The sequence below is a fragment of the Vibrio sp. IB15 genome (assembly GCF_016406055.1).
GTDB classification, from domain to species: domain Bacteria; phylum Pseudomonadota; class Gammaproteobacteria; order Enterobacterales; family Vibrionaceae; genus Vibrio; species Vibrio chagasii.
This window is the reverse complement of the sequence record NZ_JAEFCE010000059.1, coordinates 12,565-28,508: the sequence shown is the minus strand read 5'-3', so window position 1 is coordinate 28,508 and position 15,944 is coordinate 12,565. Positions and strand designations below refer to the sequence as shown.

The window sequence follows — 15,944 nt, the reverse complement described above, 5'->3', positions numbered from 1 at the left end:
AGCTGATCAGATCGTAGCTTCTTGATTTGGTTCCATCGATTTACGCAACAAAGCCCATTGATGACAAACAAAAATCAGCCGTACGATACCACAGCAAAAACAGACAAAGTGCGTATCTTTAGTTTACTGGCTTCGATTGACACACCAGTATGTAACCAACAAGCTCAGGATCTTTCTAACTTTGTAAAAGCAAACCCTGAACTGACAGATAACATTGAATTTATCGGCCTAAGTGCAGACACGACTTTCGCACTGGATCGATTCAAGAATGAGAAAGGTATTACAGACAACCTAACTTTGCTTTCAGATGCCAAAGACCACGTTTTTGGTTTTGAATCAGGCACACAAATCAACGAGCTTGGTTTATTGGCTCGTAGCACATTCGTTGTCGATAAAGACAACAAAATCGTTCATATTCAGCGAGTTCCAGAGCTGACTATGATTCCAGATTTGGACAAAGCTGTTGAAGTAGCGAAAAAATACTTCTAAGCAAAGTAAACCAGTGGGCAACTTAGGCTTGCCCACTTTGATTACCCTTCTTACTTCCCGCAAATTAATAGCTCGAATACATAACTTAAAGATTATTTGTAAGCTCTATCAATACATAACTTACAAAGGCTTACTAAGAGAAAATACCATTTCTTGTAACATGCGAGCTTTATTGCTTGCAGATAATTTGGTTCTCTATGATAAATAAACTTATTATTCCTACTCTTGTTGTTACAACAATGCTTACTGCCTGTGGCGGCGGAAGCGGTGGCGGTAACAATAACAGTGCTTCAAAAAATGTCATTGACGCATCTAGCGCCAACTCAGTGGTTAGCTTGGGCAACAATTTCTCGCTGCAATTCAGCGTAAAGTCGATTAAAAATGGCGCAGACAAAAACGTGAACGTTGATATTACCCAGTACGGTAATAACCTAAAATCGAGCGGCGGTTTTGCTCAAGTTCATGGTATCCCAGAGCGCAACTATAAGACTCAAAATGACGCAGACATTACGTTTACAGTAACCGCAACAAACTCGTCTGGTAAAACATATGACGTTGAAAACTTTAATATTTACTACGAGAACTTCAACTCAACCACAACACCAGAAAAACTTGCTGTTGCGAAAGTCGAAAACAACATCAAGAACATCATTCTTTGGAAAAAAGCCGACACCGTAACCATCAACAAGCAATTCATCATCGATAGCACTGGCGACAAGTTTAATATCGACCAGATGAGACCGATGAACCTTTACGTTCGCGTGGGTAACACCCTAAGTAACGCTATCCAATTTGTTCCAAGCTTTGCTCAAAGTGCTTCAGAGACGTTCGCTCGTGTACCAACGAGTGATTGTTCTGTTATTTCAGACACAACAGGCAACTTGCTTAACAATGGCATCAAGCAACGCAGTTGCGTAGAAGCTCATGGTTACAAGATCCCATTACTGATCGAAGACAAAACACAGAATGACGGCACGGCCAAAGTTGCGCACGTTAAGAAGATCATGCAGTTCTACCTTGATAACTTCCCAGCTGAAGTGACCAAGGCGATCTACGACAGCAAAGCTGCGATGGCGTTCTTTTACGATGATGATTGGGCTAACAGAGGTGCGGGCGATTACTTAGATGAAAACTACCGCTTCCAAGATCTATTCGCGACTGAAACGACAGATACTACAGCAGGCGAAAACAAGCCGGACTTAGCAAATCAACGAGACGCTGCGTTTGAAGAGATCATTCACTTTGTACACGACTACGGTGTGATGAATTTAGCGGTGCAGTCACCTTCATCAAAGTGGGGTGTGATGCAAAAAGAACTCGATGAGCTGAATGAAAAAGCGATTCTTGCGGGCTCTTACTTTCCAAATGGAAAAGACTCGACGATTGTTGAAGCTGACCTAGACGCTGAGTCATACGATCAAGAATACCTAGCGTACTCTCTGTACGCTTACTACGACGTAAACTACAAAGGCTACAGCGCTCAAGAGCTAAGTTCCGCGACATTCACAAAGCTTCAAAAGAACGACCCTGCGATGGTGAAGTTTATGGAGAAATACTTCCCTACTCGCGCCAATCTAAAAGCGAAGTTCCCAGGTTACCCGAACAACTAGCACTCAGTGCCTAAGCCTCCAACTAAGAGACACAAAAAAGCCGAATGTGATGACCACATTCGGCTTTAAATTTACGCTTTAGTGCTTACAGCTTGAAGCGACTGATTTCGCTCTCTAGCTCGTGAGACAGTTCAGACAGCTGAGCTGCTTGCTCTGCCGCTTGGTGTGCTTCGTCTGCTAGCTCGTTAGACACGTCACGGATTCCCTCAGTGTTACGAGTAATCTCAGACGTTACAGAAGCTTGTTCTTCTGCCGCAGAAGCAATCTGTGTCGCCATGTCGCTGATACGTTCAACAGCAGCATGAATTTGCGTTAGGCTTGCAGCCGCTGAGTTTGCGTCATCAACACTGGTTTCAGCCAGAGTACGGCTGTCATTCATGATGCTAACCGCTTTGCCTGTTGTACCTTGTAGCAATTCGATAGTCTGTTGAATCTCTTGTGTTGAACCGTGTGTACGTTGGCTCAGAACACGAACTTCATCAGCAACAACCGCAAAGCCACGACCTTGCTCACCTGCACGAGCTGCTTCAATCGCTGCGTTAAGTGCAAGTAGGTTTGTCTGTTCAGCGATGCCTTGAATGTTAGACAAGATAGCGTTGATGCTATTACCGTGTTCTTCAAGCTCTAGGATTACGTTCGTCGCAATCTGAACTTCTTGAGCAAGGTTTTGGATTGAACTTTGAGTCTGTGTTACTTGACCAGTACCGTGCTCACACGCACCAACCGCTTCAGATGAGTTCTGTGCCGTGTGGTCTGCGTTACCCGCGATCTCTTGTGTTGCCGCTGCCATTTCGTTAACAGCCGTTGCAACCATGTTGATTTCGTCTTGTTGCATCTGGATGCGAGCGCTGCGCTCTTCCGCTTGTGATGCAGTTTGGCGCGCTTGGTTACCCAATGCAGCAGACACTTCACTTAGCTTGATCACCATTGTGTGCATGTTGCCCACAAAACGGTTGAAGTTTTGTGCAAGCTGACCAATTTCGTCGTCGCTCTTTGGCTCAAGACGCTGAGTAAGGTCACCTTCACCTGAAGCGATCTCTTCAAGTGCCGCAGAAACTCGGTTTAGGTCGCGGAATAGGAAACTCACCAACCAAGAAGCCAGTACGATCACGATAAGCGTGATCACTACAGCAGTCATAATAAGCTGAGTAAGTAGTGTTGAGTGGTTTGCTTCTTCAGTCGCTCGGTCCATCTGAACCGCGAAGATCCAGTTAGTGTTTGGTACTTTCGTGAAGTAAAGCAGCTTCTCAGCGCCACGTTCTTTAATGATCTCGATGCTACCAGTACGCACTGCGTTCTCGATAATAGGCATAGAGATGTCATTAGAAAGCTGGCTTACTGGCTTCAGGCTTAGTGCTGAATCTGGGTGCGCTAGGAATGTGCCGTCAGACGCATCGATTAGCATTGCGTGAGCATTGTCACCCACATCTAGGCTGATAACGTCATTAACCAATTGATCGATAAGTACGTCAGCACCTACCACACCAACAAGTTGACCATTGTGACGAACTGGTTCTGCGATGGTTACTAGTAGTGCTTTAGTGATTGCATCTTGGTAAGCCGTAGTAATGATCTGCTTACCTGCTGCATTTGCTTCTTGGTACCAAGGGCGTTGACGTGGATCGTAATCTGCACGATTACGTTCAGGGTGTGAACGGTACATGCCACCTTCTGGTGTACCTAAAAAGATATCGTCAAAACCACCCGCTACGCGAGCTTGCTTTAGGAAAGGAACAACATCGCTTTCTCGTGAAAAGTCATTAAATGCTGATGCGATATCCGTGCGAATACCAATCCAGTTTTTAATACCTTCAGATGCTGCTTCTGATACGCTTTCAGCTCGTAGGTATACGCCATTACGAGTCTGTTCAAATAGTTGGTTTGCTGATAGCCAGGTCAACGCTGTTGCCATAACTATAACAGCAGATAGGCTAGCACCTATTAACTTCTGTTTTAGTGTTAGTTTCATGTCAAAGTTTCACGAGTGGTGGGAAATCCCGCGCATACTACCCAATATCAGTATTAAATTCGAGCGATTTCACTATTTAATATTGGAATATATTTTTATGTAAACCATAGCCTTAGCTTATGCCAATTAGTTGGCATAACGCCAAATTCAAGGCGCTATTAACGATATGGTTATTACAAAATATTTCAGATCCTATACGATGAAGTATGTATAGAAACTGTCATGAAAATAGATAGAAAAAAGGCAGGTGAGTCTCCTCACCTGCCTTCGTATTATTTATCGTTCGACTGTATTTATAACACGGTCGATTCACGCTTTTATGAGCTAGCGTTTTTCTGTACGCATACCCATTAGCAAGCTCACACACATCAATAACAGAATGATGGTGAAAGGCAGCGCCGTCGAGATAGCACCAGCTTGAAGAGCTTGTACTGCTTCAGTACCACCAACCCACAATAGTGCCACTGCAATCGCACCTTCAAGGAACGCCCAGAACACACGTTGAGGCACAGGTGTATCAACTTTACCACCCGCGGTGATGCTGTCGATTACTAGAGAGCCTGAGTCAGACGATGTAATGAAGAATACTAGAACCAATACAACCGCAATGATTGAAAGCAGAGTACCGAACGGCAGTGCATCAAACATTTGGAACATTGCTAGTGATACATCCGTTAGGCCGTCTTGACCAAGAATACCAACGTTATTCACGATTTGGTCAATCGCCATGCCACCGAATACTGACATCCAAATGATAGTCACTGTAGTCGGTACAATCAGTACTGCTGTGATGAACTCACGAACGGTACGACCTTTAGAAACACGTGCGATAAACATACCTACGAATGGAGACCATGAGATCCACCAAGCCCAGTAGAATACAGTCCAACCGTGCATCCACGTTTCATCTTCGCGACCGTGAGGGTTACTTAGCGGAATGATGTTTTCAATGTATGCCATCAATGTTGTTGGGATAGAACCTAAAGTCACCGCGTAGCCGATTAGAGCCACTAAGATAAGCAGTAGGAAAGCAACCAACATGTTGATGTTACTGATAACTTTAACGCCACCATCAATACCACGAAGTACTGATACTACCGCCAATAAAGTCACCGCTGTAATCACAATAACTTGCAGCCCTAAGCCCGCTTCAATGCCGAATACATGCTGAATACCACTTGCCGCTTGTTGTGCACCCAGGCCAAGTGATGTCGCCAAACCGAATAGGGTTGCAAGCACTGCAAGAATATCAACAATGTGACCTGCCCAGCCCCAAGCTCTATCGCCTAAGATTGGGTAAAAGATAGAACGAATTGAAAGAGGTAATCCCTTGTTGTAAGAGAAGAAAGCCAGTGACAATGCCACTACACCATAAATCGCCCAAGGGTGCAGTCCCCAGTGATACATGGTTGCACCTAGTGCTAGCTTAGCCGCTTCTGGTGTATTCGCTTCAACACCTAACGGAGTCTCATACAAACCGGTGTAATATGCTGCTGGCTCTGCCACACTCCAGAACATCAAGCCGATACCCATACCTGCGGCAAACAGCATCGATAGCCAAGACATAAAAGAATAATCTGCCGTCGCATCAACACCACCAAGGCGGATTTTGCCGTACGGAGAAACAATCAAACCTAAGCAGAAAATTACGAAAATATTACCCGACCAGATGAAAAGCCAATCAAACGAATTGATAATCTGGCCTTTAACGCCATCTAGTGCAGCCTTTGCCGAAGCGGTATCTGTAATAAGAACACCGATCAGGAACAAAGCGATAAGTCCCGCACTGATACCAAATACTGGGTTATGAACATCAAAACCCCATTTTTGGACGTTATCTTGACCAACAGTGTAATCCGTACTGTCGATACTGTATTTATCTATACCTTTAGTCATTATCCCTCTCTACGGAATACTCATAAGGTCTATTGACCTCGTATCCCTTACTTACCTGTGACTTAATTACAAACTCGAACATACAATCCAAGTAGTACAAGTTATTGTCACAATAATTCAAATACTTGGATGTCTGAAGTTTAGCAGGTTAACTTATTGTTTTCAGTAAACCTGAATCAGTTCGATGGGTTTTGATCCAATATTCACGTAATTACTCAAATTGCTGGCGAAAAAAAGGCCGAACAAGTCGGCCGTTGTTTCAATAATACTTTTAACTCAAAGCATTTTGGTGCTTAACCAATTGATTTTCAGTTCATAAACCAAGCAATAAGCTTAGGCACATAAGCAATAATATGAATGCAAATGGCAGCGCCATAGAGACCGTTCCAGCTTGTAGTGCTTGAATAGATTCCGTGCCACCAACCCACAGTAGAACCGCTGCAATTGCACCGCCCATCAACGCCCAAAATACACGTTGTGGTACTGGCGCATCGACTTTACCGCCCGAGGTGATGCTATCGATAACAAGCGAGCCAGAATCAGATGAGGTGATAAAGAACACCATGATCAAACTAATCGATACTACAGAAAGCACAGAGCTCATTGGCAGCGCATCGTAAGTATGGAAAAGAGAAAGTGTAATATCTTGCAGACCATTCACACCAATTTCCCCCACCTTGTTCGCCACTTGGTCTATCGCGATGCCGCCAAAAATCGCCATCCAGATAATGATCACTGTCGTTGGGATGAACAGTACCGCGACGATGAATTCACGAATCGTACGACCTTTAGAAATACGAGCGATAAACATACCTACGAATGGAGACCAAGACATCCACCACGCCCAGTAGAATACCGTCCAACCTTGCATCCAAGTTTCATCACCACGACCATGGGGATTACTTAGAGGAATAAAGTTTTCGACGTAACCCATCAGCGCCGTTGGGATAGCTTTAATACCAGCAATGCCACCAGCAATCGTCACGAAAATCAGCAAGCCTAAAGCGACCAACATATTCACATTACTTAGCACCTTTACGCCGCCATTGATGCCACGAACAACCGACATTGTCGCTAAGAAAGTGACCACTGCGATAACAACCAGTTGCATGCCAATACCGCCATCGGTACCAAATACATGGTTAATACCACTTGTTGCTTGCTGAGCACCTAAGCCCAATGAAGTTGCAAGACCAAACAGTGTTGCAAGCACAGCAACGATATCAACAATATGACCAAACCAACCCCAAGTTCTATCACCTAAGATAGGGTAGAAAATAGAGCGGATTGATAAAGGTAAACCTTTATTGAAGGTGAAGAAAGCAAGTGCCAGAGCAACAACAGCATAGATAGCCCAGCCGTGTAAGCCCCAGTTATAAATGGTTGCGCCTAGCGCTAATTTAGCGGCTTCAGGTGAATATGCTTCGACACCTAATGGCGTTTCATACCAACCCGTGAAGTAAGCCACTGGCTCAGCCACACCCCAGAACATCAAACCAATACCCATTCCCGCGGCGAATAACATCGACATCCAAGATAGGTTGGAGTGCTCTGCTTTGGCATCATTGCCACCAATACGTATCTTGCCATACGGGGAGACAATGAGGGCAAAACAGAAAATAACGAAGATGTTTGCTGCCCACATGAAGAAACCATCGAAGTTACAGATGACTTTCCATTTGATTCCATCAAGCGCCGCTTTTGCGGTATCAGGGTCTGCAACTAGAAGTGCCAACAGGAAGATAATGATCGCTCCTGCACTGATTCCAAATACTGGGTTATGAACATCGAACCCCCATTTCTGAACGTTATCTTGTCCTACTGTATAATCGGTATTTTCAATACTGTACCTATCTTTTACAGGCTCCATGCTTCCTCTCTAATTTGCAGCGCACTGTTTGCAACATTGCATTCGGCGCTTGAATTTCGAAAAGAAGAATATCAACCTGTCGCAAAAATACTAAAAAAACCTCCACAAAGGAGGCCTAAATTACACATTTAGTAATTAAATTACACATTTAATGTAGTTTAGCGTAAGATCAGTCCACAAGCCCGGAACTGACCGCGTACTTAGCAAGCTCTGCTGTAGAGTGAATATCTAGCTTATGCTTAATATTTTGTCTATGGGTTTCGACCGTTCGATAGCTGATATTCAGTGCCTTCGCGACCTCTTTACTGCTCTCCCCTTTCGCGACTAATTTCAATACCGCTTCTTCACGTCTGCTCAATGGATTCTTCACAGATTGCGTCGGAGTAATTGGCTGAGTAAACAAATTCTGCGTTACTTTTTCACAGAAATAGGTCGAACCTTGATTGACGGTTTTGATGCCTGCACCATTTTTTCAGCCGAAATCTCTTTCAACATATAGCCGACCGCACCAGACTGCATCACCTTCATGATGTATTCACGGTTGTTATGCATGGTCAGCATCAACACCTTGGCTTCAGGGTCTTCTTCTTTAATCAGGTGGGTCGCATCAATACCATTCATGATAGGCATGCTAATATCCATCAGCACCACATCAGGGCGCAGCGTTTTCACTGTCTCAACCGCTTCTAATCCATTACTGGCTGTGCCTATCACGCTAATATCAGGCTCGAGTTCTAATCTCGCCATAAAGCCATCCAGTACGACTTGGTGATCGTCAGCAATCACAACTCGAATAACTTCACTCATTCATTAATCCCTCTAGTGTCAGTAACACTGTAATTTCCGTTCCGAAGCCAATCTCGCTCATCAGTTCAAAATCGCCACCGATGAACTCCACTCGCTCTCTCATGTTACGCAGTCCGATCCCTCGTTTCTCCATCGCTTTATAGGTATTGAAACCAACACCGTTATCTTGGATAAGCAGTTGCAACACGTTGCCAATTTGCTGAGCGATAACCGTTACCTTGGTCGCTTGCGCGTGTTTCTCTATGTTGTTCAATGACTCTTGCACCACTCGATACAAGGTCGTTGCGGCTTCTGATTTTAACTTACCCGGTTGAGTGCTAAATAAAGTTTCCACCTCAATACCGGAGTGCGCCTGAAAATCTAATAACAACGAAGACAATGCCGCTTCTAAGCCTATGTCATCCAGTGAACTTGGGCGAAGTTGGTGTGAAATGTGCCTCACCTCTTCAATCGCTCGCATCAGTGAATGCTGTGACTTATTCAAATGTGCTTTAAGGTCCTCACTCTGTAGCTTATTACCGAGTAGCTCTAAGTGACAACGACTCGACACTAATAATTGGTTAATACCATCATGTAACTCACGTGCTAGATGTTTCTTCTCGTCTTCTTGGAACATCACCGTCTTATGCGCCAGTTCTTTGAGGTTGTTATCGGCAATACGATGTTCATGCATGTTGATGGCTAAGGTAAGCACGATAATAACCGCCACCGTCACACTCAAAATCACCACAATAGAAAAGAACGTGGTTTCAATATTCTTGTTTATCTCAGCCTGCATTGAAGCCACTTCTTGGTGCACATCTTCAATATACAAACCGGTGCCAATCATCCAATCCCAGCGTTCTAGCCAAACGGCGTAACTCAACTTAGACACCACCTCACCCGTCGATGGCTTTTGCCATAAATACTGGTGAAATCCTCCGCCCGTTTGTGCCTCTCTTAGCAGGGCTTCTATCAGAAAGTCACCATCCTCGTCTTGCAGTTCAAGTAAGTTTTGACCAATCAATTCAGGCTGAATCGGATGAACTAAATTGGTTCCGTGGCGATCGTAGGCAAAGAAATACCCGTCCGACCCGTATCTAAGTTTAGACAATATGGCTCGAACTTCCGTTTTGGCTTGGGCTTCTTGGATGTCAGGGTCGTTGTAGATGTGCTCAATGGCATCGAATGCTAGGTCTACTGTGTCCTTGAGGGTGTTTTCACGTGACTTGATTAAGCTGTCTCTGAAGATTTCGACCTCTTTCGCGCCCAACGTTTTGGTTTGGTGTAACGAGATCCAACTAATACTCGCCGTTACCAATAGCAACGGGAGCAGCGTCAGCAAAATCAGTTTGGCTTTTAGAGGCATTCCTTTTCCTCACAAAAAACGGCTTACTGAACATCAATAAGCCGTTTTATTTTAGCAATTTATCGTTAACCCTTGAAACATATCATTCACATTCTTGGCGTCACTCACATTCCATAGAAGGCTGGAAATGCGAGAAGTGATCCAAGTACTAGGATCTGAATCAGAATGAATGGCATCACACCTCGGTAGATATCCTTCGTAGTTACGCCTTTTGGTGCCACGCCTTTTAGGTAGAACAGGCTGAAACCAAACGGCGGTGTTAAGAATGAGGTTTGCAGGTTCATCGCAATCAGGATAGCAAACCATGTCATGTTAATGCCCATCAACTCAGCAACCGGCGCAATGATTGGCACGATGATGAAACAGATCTCTACGAAATCGATGAAGAAACCCAGAATCAAAATCACTAACATGGTGATGATCAGGAAGCCCCACTTCTCACCCGGAAGCTGTAGCATCCACTCTTCAACCAGATAATCACCACCGGTATAAGTGAACGCCATCGAGAACGCAGTCGCACCCAGCAAGATAGCAAATACCATCGCCGTTACTTTCACCGTCTCTTTCGATGCGTCATACACCATCGACCAACTAAACTGACCGTAAAGCAGTGCTAATACCATCGCACCCGCGCCACCTAATGCAGCAGACTCTGTTGGCGTAGCCACACCCGCAAAGATTGAACCCAGTACGACAATGATTAACGCAAGAGGCGGAAGAATCGCTTTAAGTGCATCCAACACCTCTTGCTTACGGCTGATTGAATCGTCTCGCTCAATCGGTTGAGCCGCTTCAGGGTGTAACTTGGCATATATCAAGATGTAGAGGATATAAGCACCAACTAACATCACGCCCGGCCAAATCGCCGCTTGGAACAAGTCACCTACTGGCACACCTAATACGTCACCTAATAAGATTAATACGATGGATGGTGGAATGATTTGCCCTAACGTACCAGACGCACAAATGGTGCCGCACGCTAAGCCTTTGTCGTAATTGTACTTAAGCATTACTGGCAACGAGATAAGTCCCATTGCAACCACAGAAGCACCAACCACACCAGTAGAAGCCGCAAGCAGTGAGCCTACTAAGACGGTTGAAATCGCGATACCACCACGAACGCCACCAAACAGTCGTCCCATCGACTCAAGCAACTGCTCAGCAAGCTTGGTCTTTTGTAGAACAAGCCCCATGAAAACAAACAATGGAACGGCCATCAGCACCGTGTTTTCCATAATGGATTGAATTCGATATGGCATGAAGGCAAACATTTCAATGCCCTCAGCCCAAACACCAAAGATTAACGCGATACCACCAAAGGTGAACGCCACAGGGAAGCCAAGTAGAAGCGCAAACAAGGCTACGAAAAACATTACTATTCCAATCATGTTTAGCCTCTATTTGTTATTGGCATGGATGAGATGGGGATTAAAAATCTTGTTCAGTGAATGCAGGATCAAACCTACGCCACTGAGTGCCATTAAGAAGAATGACAGTGGGATCATGGCTTTGATGATCCAGCGATACGGCAGGCCACCGGGATCGCCTGAGGTTTCACCCAGTTCATAGCTCTCTTTGGCAACATCGATACCAAACCAAGCCACCAGCAAACAAAACGGCAGTAAGAAGATAAGTGTGCCTAGCAGGTCAATTATCGCTTGTGCTTTAAAGCTCAGTTGCTCGTAGAACACGTCAACTCGAACATGACCACCCGCTTTGATGGCATAAGGAACACCTAATAGGAAAACGGCTGAGAAAAGGTGCCATTCCATCTCTTGGAAGGCGATAGAGACATCGTTGAATGCATATCTCATGACAACGTCATACACGACGTTGGCGATAAGTAAAATAAACAACATACTGGAAAGCCATCCCAGTGCATCACCGATACGATTAAACAGGCGTTCAATATAAATTAGACTTCGCATTCCCGACTCCATGGAATTTGAAAAGACATCGTGCAGCGGGGTAACAAGCTGTTCGATGTAGAAAGGGTTCTTGGGCATTTAATTATTATGTTTAAAATGAACCCTCAGCTTATCCACTCTTAAATACTCAATAAGAAAAGCTTTGGGTTCATTTAACTTCAGTTCAACAACCGTCGATTATTTCGCTTGGCTATTTAGATAAGCTCTATGTGAAATATCTGTCCATGAACGTACTTGCTCTAGGTAAGCTGCTTGTGAAGCTTGAATCTCTTTTGCCAATGCATCTTTCTCAGCGTGCTCAGCAAGTAGGCGATCGTTCGCTTCTTTCAGTGCAGACATAACCTCTGGCGGGAAATCTTTTACTTGTACATCTGGGTACTCAGTCTTCATTGAAACCCAGTTCTTACCACTTTCATGCGTTGCTTGTGTGTACATGTCGTAAGCCGCTGTACGCATTGCAACACGCAGGATTTCTTGTAGATCTTCAGGAAGCTTGTTCCATGTACGCTTGTTCACTAGGAACTGAAGCTCTGAACCCGGCTCGTGCCAACCTGTGTAGTAGTAAGGCGCGATTTTGTGGAAACCCATACGTAAATCCAGTGATGGACCTACCCACTCTAGCGCATCAATCGTGCGACGCTCTAGAGACGTGTAAAGCTCACCTGGGGCAATGTTGGTCGGTTTAGCACCTAGCTCAGCAAGAATCTCGCCTGCAAAGCCTGGGATTCGCATTTTCAGACCTTGTAGATCTTCAACGCTGTTGATCTCTTTCTGAAACCAACCACCCATCTGGATATCGGTGTTACCACCTGGGAATGACATCAAGTTGTGTGGAGAATAAACCTGCTCCATCAACTCCATACCACCACCGTGATAGAACCATGCGTATTGTTCTGCAGGCGTCATACCGAAAGGCATAGAAGTGAAGTAAAGAGTGTTTGGAACTTTACCTTTCCAGTAGTAAGAGCCTGAGTGACCCATGTCGTATTGACCAGACTTAACCATGTCAAAAACGCCTAGAGGGGCTTTGTGTTTGTTCGCTGAATCGATTCGGATTTGCAGTCGACCATTCGACATCTTCTCAGCCATCGCTGCCATGTTTTTCGTTGCATCACCGAAAACAGGGAAATTAGGTCCCCATGTTTCAGCAAGTTTCAAACGATAAACCTTATCCGCAGCTGTTGCACCGGTTGCGACCAAAGCTAAACAAGCCGCAGCAGTTACCGCTACGTTTTTAAAAACTCGTGTAAGGGAATTAGAAATGAGACTCATGTTCACGTCCTTTGTTGGGTTAACACTCTTTCTTTGAGCATTTTTTATGATTCAACCTAAGAGTGCACCGCGATGAAGCAACAAGATATCAGGGAGAGCACGCACCCTGAGCTTGTGTAAAGGTACGTATTAGATCAAAGGATTAAGTAGAACTACGTAGGAGATAAAAGAATGGTAACGATTTTAAAGGACTTGAAGAATTCCCCCCGAAAATGCGTATTGATAAATACCTAAGTAGTTACAATGTACCCGTATTAACAATTGATTCCCATTTCGTGATGAAGCTCTAGTCGTTGCTGCATTTTAGGGAGAGTCATCCGCATTTATCGGTTGATCCGCCCTACTTTAGTGCTCGCTGATAAGAAACAAAATTGGAAGTTATCGTGAATCAGTTAAGAGGATATTTAGAATGGGAAAAGTAAAGGAGTTATTCAGCACCTTTCAGATACAAAAAAGCCTCGATAATCGAGGCTTAAAAACTTAACGAAGCGAATATCATCCCGTGGGATTAGATAGCTTTGTAGATAACCTTGTTACCTGCTAGCTGCTCTTTCGCTACTAGGTTTTCTTCAAGAAGTTTTTTCAATGCGCCTGTTGCCCATGAAGCTGCTTTCGCGTCTTCTTGACCAGCTGCTAGGCCGATACCTTTAGGGTTAATGCCTTCAGCATTGCTAACAACGATGTCTAGAACTTGTTGTTGCTTAGGAGTCAGTGCTACTGCAACTTCTTTAGTTGCTGCTACTGTTTTCTCTACCGCTGGTTTTGCTGCTACAGTTTTTTCTGCTACAACTTTCTCTGCGACAGGCTTCGCTTTTTTCGGCGTTGCCACTGCTTTAACTACAGCCGCTTTAGTGCGTTTCTGCAGTTTAGCCTGCACCTTACGCTTATGAGCAAGTCTCATTGAATATTTCTCCAGTTCACTGCTCTTTTCGCAGTGGTGAAAATTTGAAGCGCGATTTATACCAAAAAACAGGAGCTATTTGTAGAGTGAAGCGTCGAAAGTCGACGAAAAATACCGATATTGTCTACTAGCGTCTATTATTTAAACATCGACTTATCAATTCAGGGTCATATACACTGGTTATCCATCCAGACAAAAATATGAAAACTTGGTGTTGCCTATGGACACTCGTCATTTAACAAATTTCTCTTTGCCTTCGTTTACTCGCTCATACCGTATTCTAGCTGTTATTTTAGGCTTTATTTGCTTCATCATTGCACTCTATAGCAACAACCCAAAGTTACTGATCGTAGGCGCATTTTGCATTATTACTTTACTCGCCACTGGTTATTATTTAATGCTGCGTAGCAGAGTGATGTTCACACTCACACCAACACATTTTCAGCAGCATTTTTATAAGGGCGGGTGGGTTTTAAAATGGAGTAATATCCAAAAAATCGGCTTGTGTACTTATGAACAAGATGGATGGCATCAACCTCTTCCTTGGATCGGTATTAAGGTCAAAGATTACTCACCCTACTTGGATTCCATCTGCCCTAAAATCACCTGCGAACTACTGCTCAGCCAGCGTGCACTTTTGTATTTAGGTGCCAAACAAGCAGGGAAAGAATCGAAGTTTGAAGACATGGTTCTCGACTCTTCGCATTACCACGCCCGCTGTACTGAAGCTGGCTGTGTAGAGCTAAGTAAATTGAAAGAATCAGAAAACACCGAAGAGAGCTATTTTAGTAACAGCCAAACACAAGCTACATCTGAACCCTCTAAAACGTCAAATGACGAGAAAGCCGTCATCAAAAATTACTCTGGACTACAGGCGATGCTCGCTAACAGAATGAAATATCAAAGAGGTTTTCACGGCTACGATATTTTTATATCAACCAATGACCTAAATATTAGTGGGGAAGAGTTTGTGGGCCTTGCTAGGCGCTACCTAGCCGCTGCCGAACGTATTTCTAATTAACACTCAAAGCTATAGAAGTGAATGTTCACGCTAACCCGCAATGAACCATAAAAAAAGCTTAGCTTTCAGAAGAAAAGCTAAGCTTCATTTTCGATCGTTTTGGTATTCAATAACTGACTTAGTGCAGAGGCATCTCATCTGCTACGAACGGGTTTGAAGCGCGCTCACGACCGAATGTCGATTCAGGTCCGTGACCCGGAACGAAAGTTACATCGCTGCCTAGTGGCCAAAGCTTGGTCTTGATTGATGTGATAAGCGTGTTGAAATCGCCTTGTGGGAAGTCAGTACGACCAATTGCACCGTTAAACAACACATCACCAACAAACGCTAAACGAGCTTGCTCGCTAAACAGTACCACGTGGCCTGGTGTGTGGCCCGGAGTATGAATCACATCGATAACTTGGTTACCAAACGTCACTTTATCACCCTCTTCTAACCAAGTATTTGGTTCAAACGCTTTACACAGAGGGAAACCAAACATTTGGCTTTGATTCTCAAGGCCTTGTAGCCAGAAGTTGTCTGCCTTATGTGGGCCAACAATTTCCACGTTCAACATCTCTGAAAGTGGCACCGTACCACCAACATGATCTAAGTGACCATGAGTCAGCACCAAGTTCACTACCTTCACACCTAGCTCTTCGATGATTGCAGCTAGCTGTTGGATGTCGCCACCTGGATCAACAACGATGCCTTCCATGGTTTCATCACACCACACAATCGAGCAGTTTTGAGCGAAAGAGGTAACAGGTACAACTTGATACTTAAGAGACATATACAAACCTTAAAGGGCAAACTAAAATTTGGGCAAACTATGACATTGGATGTCTACTTTG

At 44.3% G+C, this 15,944-nt stretch carries 12 protein-coding genes and 1 pseudogene; 3 read left to right on the top strand and 10 right to left on the bottom strand.

What is annotated here, in order from left to right; all coding sequences use genetic code 11:
• The first annotated feature begins 60 nt into the window (after positions 1-60).
• Together JC606_RS18745 and JC606_RS18740 are read left to right on the top strand one after the other, a co-directional pair.
• Entirely contained in the window at positions 61-489 is a 429-nt protein-coding gene (locus JC606_RS18745; protein ID WP_233090481.1) for a redoxin family protein, read from the top strand.
• Between the two features lie 197 nt (positions 490-686).
• Positions 687-2,099 (top strand): hypothetical protein, encoded by a 1,413-nt coding sequence (locus JC606_RS18740; protein WP_198779160.1) that lies wholly within the window; start codon positions 687-689, stop codon positions 2,097-2,099.
• A gap of 85 nt (positions 2,100-2,184) precedes the next feature.
• Here JC606_RS18740 and JC606_RS18735 read toward each other — a convergent pair whose 3' ends face one another.
• From JC606_RS18735 to JC606_RS18695, 9 genes and pseudogenes are all read right to left on the bottom strand, one after another.
• Entirely contained in the window at positions 2,185-4,068 is a 1,884-nt protein-coding gene (locus JC606_RS18735; protein WP_137407488.1) for a methyl-accepting chemotaxis protein, read from the bottom strand.
• 324 nt (positions 4,069-4,392) lie between these two features.
• Positions 4,393-5,964 (bottom strand): BCCT family transporter, encoded by a 1,572-nt coding sequence (locus JC606_RS18730; protein WP_102432399.1) that lies wholly within the window; start codon positions 5,962-5,964, stop codon positions 4,393-4,395.
• A 313-nt stretch (positions 5,965-6,277) separates the two neighbouring features.
• The gene (locus JC606_RS18725) at positions 6,278-7,834 is read right to left on the bottom strand and encodes a BCCT family transporter (protein WP_198779159.1); all 1,557 of its coding nucleotides are present in this window, start codon (positions 7,832-7,834) and stop codon (positions 6,278-6,280) included.
• 169 nt (positions 7,835-8,003) lie between these two features.
• Positions 8,004-8,641, bottom strand: a pseudogene (locus JC606_RS18720) (response regulator).
• Positions 8,634-9,989: a cache domain-containing protein gene (locus tag JC606_RS18715; protein WP_198779158.1), complete on the bottom strand. Its 1,356-nt coding sequence runs from the start codon at positions 9,987-9,989 to the stop codon at positions 8,634-8,636. The pseudogene JC606_RS18720 and the gene JC606_RS18715 overlap by 8 nt, the downstream one beginning before the upstream one ends.
• 104 nt (positions 9,990-10,093) lie before the next feature.
• Positions 10,094-11,377, bottom strand: coding sequence for a TRAP transporter large permease (locus JC606_RS18710; RefSeq protein ID WP_048664743.1), 1,284 nt, complete (start codon positions 11,375-11,377; stop codon positions 10,094-10,096).
• Between the two features lie 9 nt (positions 11,378-11,386).
• Positions 11,387-11,917 (bottom strand): TRAP transporter small permease subunit, encoded by a 531-nt coding sequence (locus tag JC606_RS18705; RefSeq protein ID WP_048659564.1) that lies wholly within the window; start codon positions 11,915-11,917, stop codon positions 11,387-11,389.
• A gap of 177 nt (positions 11,918-12,094) precedes the next feature.
• Complete coding sequence (locus JC606_RS18700) at positions 12,095-13,189, bottom strand: TRAP transporter substrate-binding protein (protein WP_050052955.1); 1,095 nt, start codon at positions 13,187-13,189, stop codon at positions 12,095-12,097.
• Positions 13,190-13,697: 508 nt separating this feature from the next.
• Positions 13,698-14,090, bottom strand: coding sequence for a hypothetical protein (locus JC606_RS18695; protein WP_004740184.1), 393 nt, complete (start codon positions 14,088-14,090; stop codon positions 13,698-13,700).
• A gap of 220 nt (positions 14,091-14,310) precedes the next feature.
• On the opposite strand from JC606_RS18695, the gene JC606_RS18690 reads away from it, so the two are divergent.
• The gene (locus JC606_RS18690) at positions 14,311-15,111 is read left to right on the top strand and encodes a DUF2982 domain-containing protein (protein WP_198779157.1); all 801 of its coding nucleotides are present in this window, start codon (positions 14,311-14,313) and stop codon (positions 15,109-15,111) included.
• Between the two features lie 118 nt (positions 15,112-15,229).
• On the opposite strand, the gene JC606_RS18685 is transcribed toward JC606_RS18690, so the two are convergent.
• Complete coding sequence (locus tag JC606_RS18685) at positions 15,230-15,883, bottom strand: MBL fold metallo-hydrolase (protein ID WP_198779156.1); 654 nt, start codon at positions 15,881-15,883, stop codon at positions 15,230-15,232.
• Positions 15,884-15,944: the final 61 nt, after the last annotated feature.

What these genes read in the sequence shown, in the direction of transcription:
- JC606_RS18715 (WP_198779158.1), bottom strand. Translation starts at nt 9,989, where the DNA reads ATGCCTCTAAAAGCCAAACTGATTTTGCTGACGCTGCTCCCGTTGCTA.
- JC606_RS18705 (WP_048659564.1), bottom strand. Translation starts at nt 11,917, where the DNA reads ATGCGAAGTCTAATTTATATTGAACGCCTGTTTAATCGTATCGGTGAT.
- JC606_RS18745 (WP_233090481.1), top strand. Translation starts at nt 61, where the DNA reads ATGACAAACAAAAATCAGCCGTACGATACCACAGCAAAAACAGACAAA.
- JC606_RS18740 (WP_198779160.1), top strand. Translation starts at nt 687, where the DNA reads ATGATAAATAAACTTATTATTCCTACTCTTGTTGTTACAACAATGCTT.
- JC606_RS18735 (WP_137407488.1), bottom strand. Translation starts at nt 4,068, where the DNA reads ATGAAACTAACACTAAAACAGAAGTTAATAGGTGCTAGCCTATCTGCT.
- JC606_RS18725 (WP_198779159.1), bottom strand. Translation starts at nt 7,834, where the DNA reads ATGGAGCCTGTAAAAGATAGGTACAGTATTGAAAATACCGATTATACA.
- JC606_RS18690 (WP_198779157.1), top strand. Translation starts at nt 14,311, where the DNA reads ATGGACACTCGTCATTTAACAAATTTCTCTTTGCCTTCGTTTACTCGC.
- JC606_RS18730 (WP_102432399.1), bottom strand. Translation starts at nt 5,964, where the DNA reads ATGACTAAAGGTATAGATAAATACAGTATCGACAGTACGGATTACACT.
- JC606_RS18710 (WP_048664743.1), bottom strand. Translation starts at nt 11,377, where the DNA reads ATGATTGGAATAGTAATGTTTTTCGTAGCCTTGTTTGCGCTTCTACTT.
- JC606_RS18685 (WP_198779156.1), bottom strand. Translation starts at nt 15,883, where the DNA reads ATGTCTCTTAAGTATCAAGTTGTACCTGTTACCTCTTTCGCTCAAAAC.
- JC606_RS18695 (WP_004740184.1), bottom strand. Translation starts at nt 14,090, where the DNA reads ATGAGACTTGCTCATAAGCGTAAGGTGCAGGCTAAACTGCAGAAACGC.
- JC606_RS18700 (WP_050052955.1), bottom strand. Translation starts at nt 13,189, where the DNA reads ATGAGTCTCATTTCTAATTCCCTTACACGAGTTTTTAAAAACGTAGCG.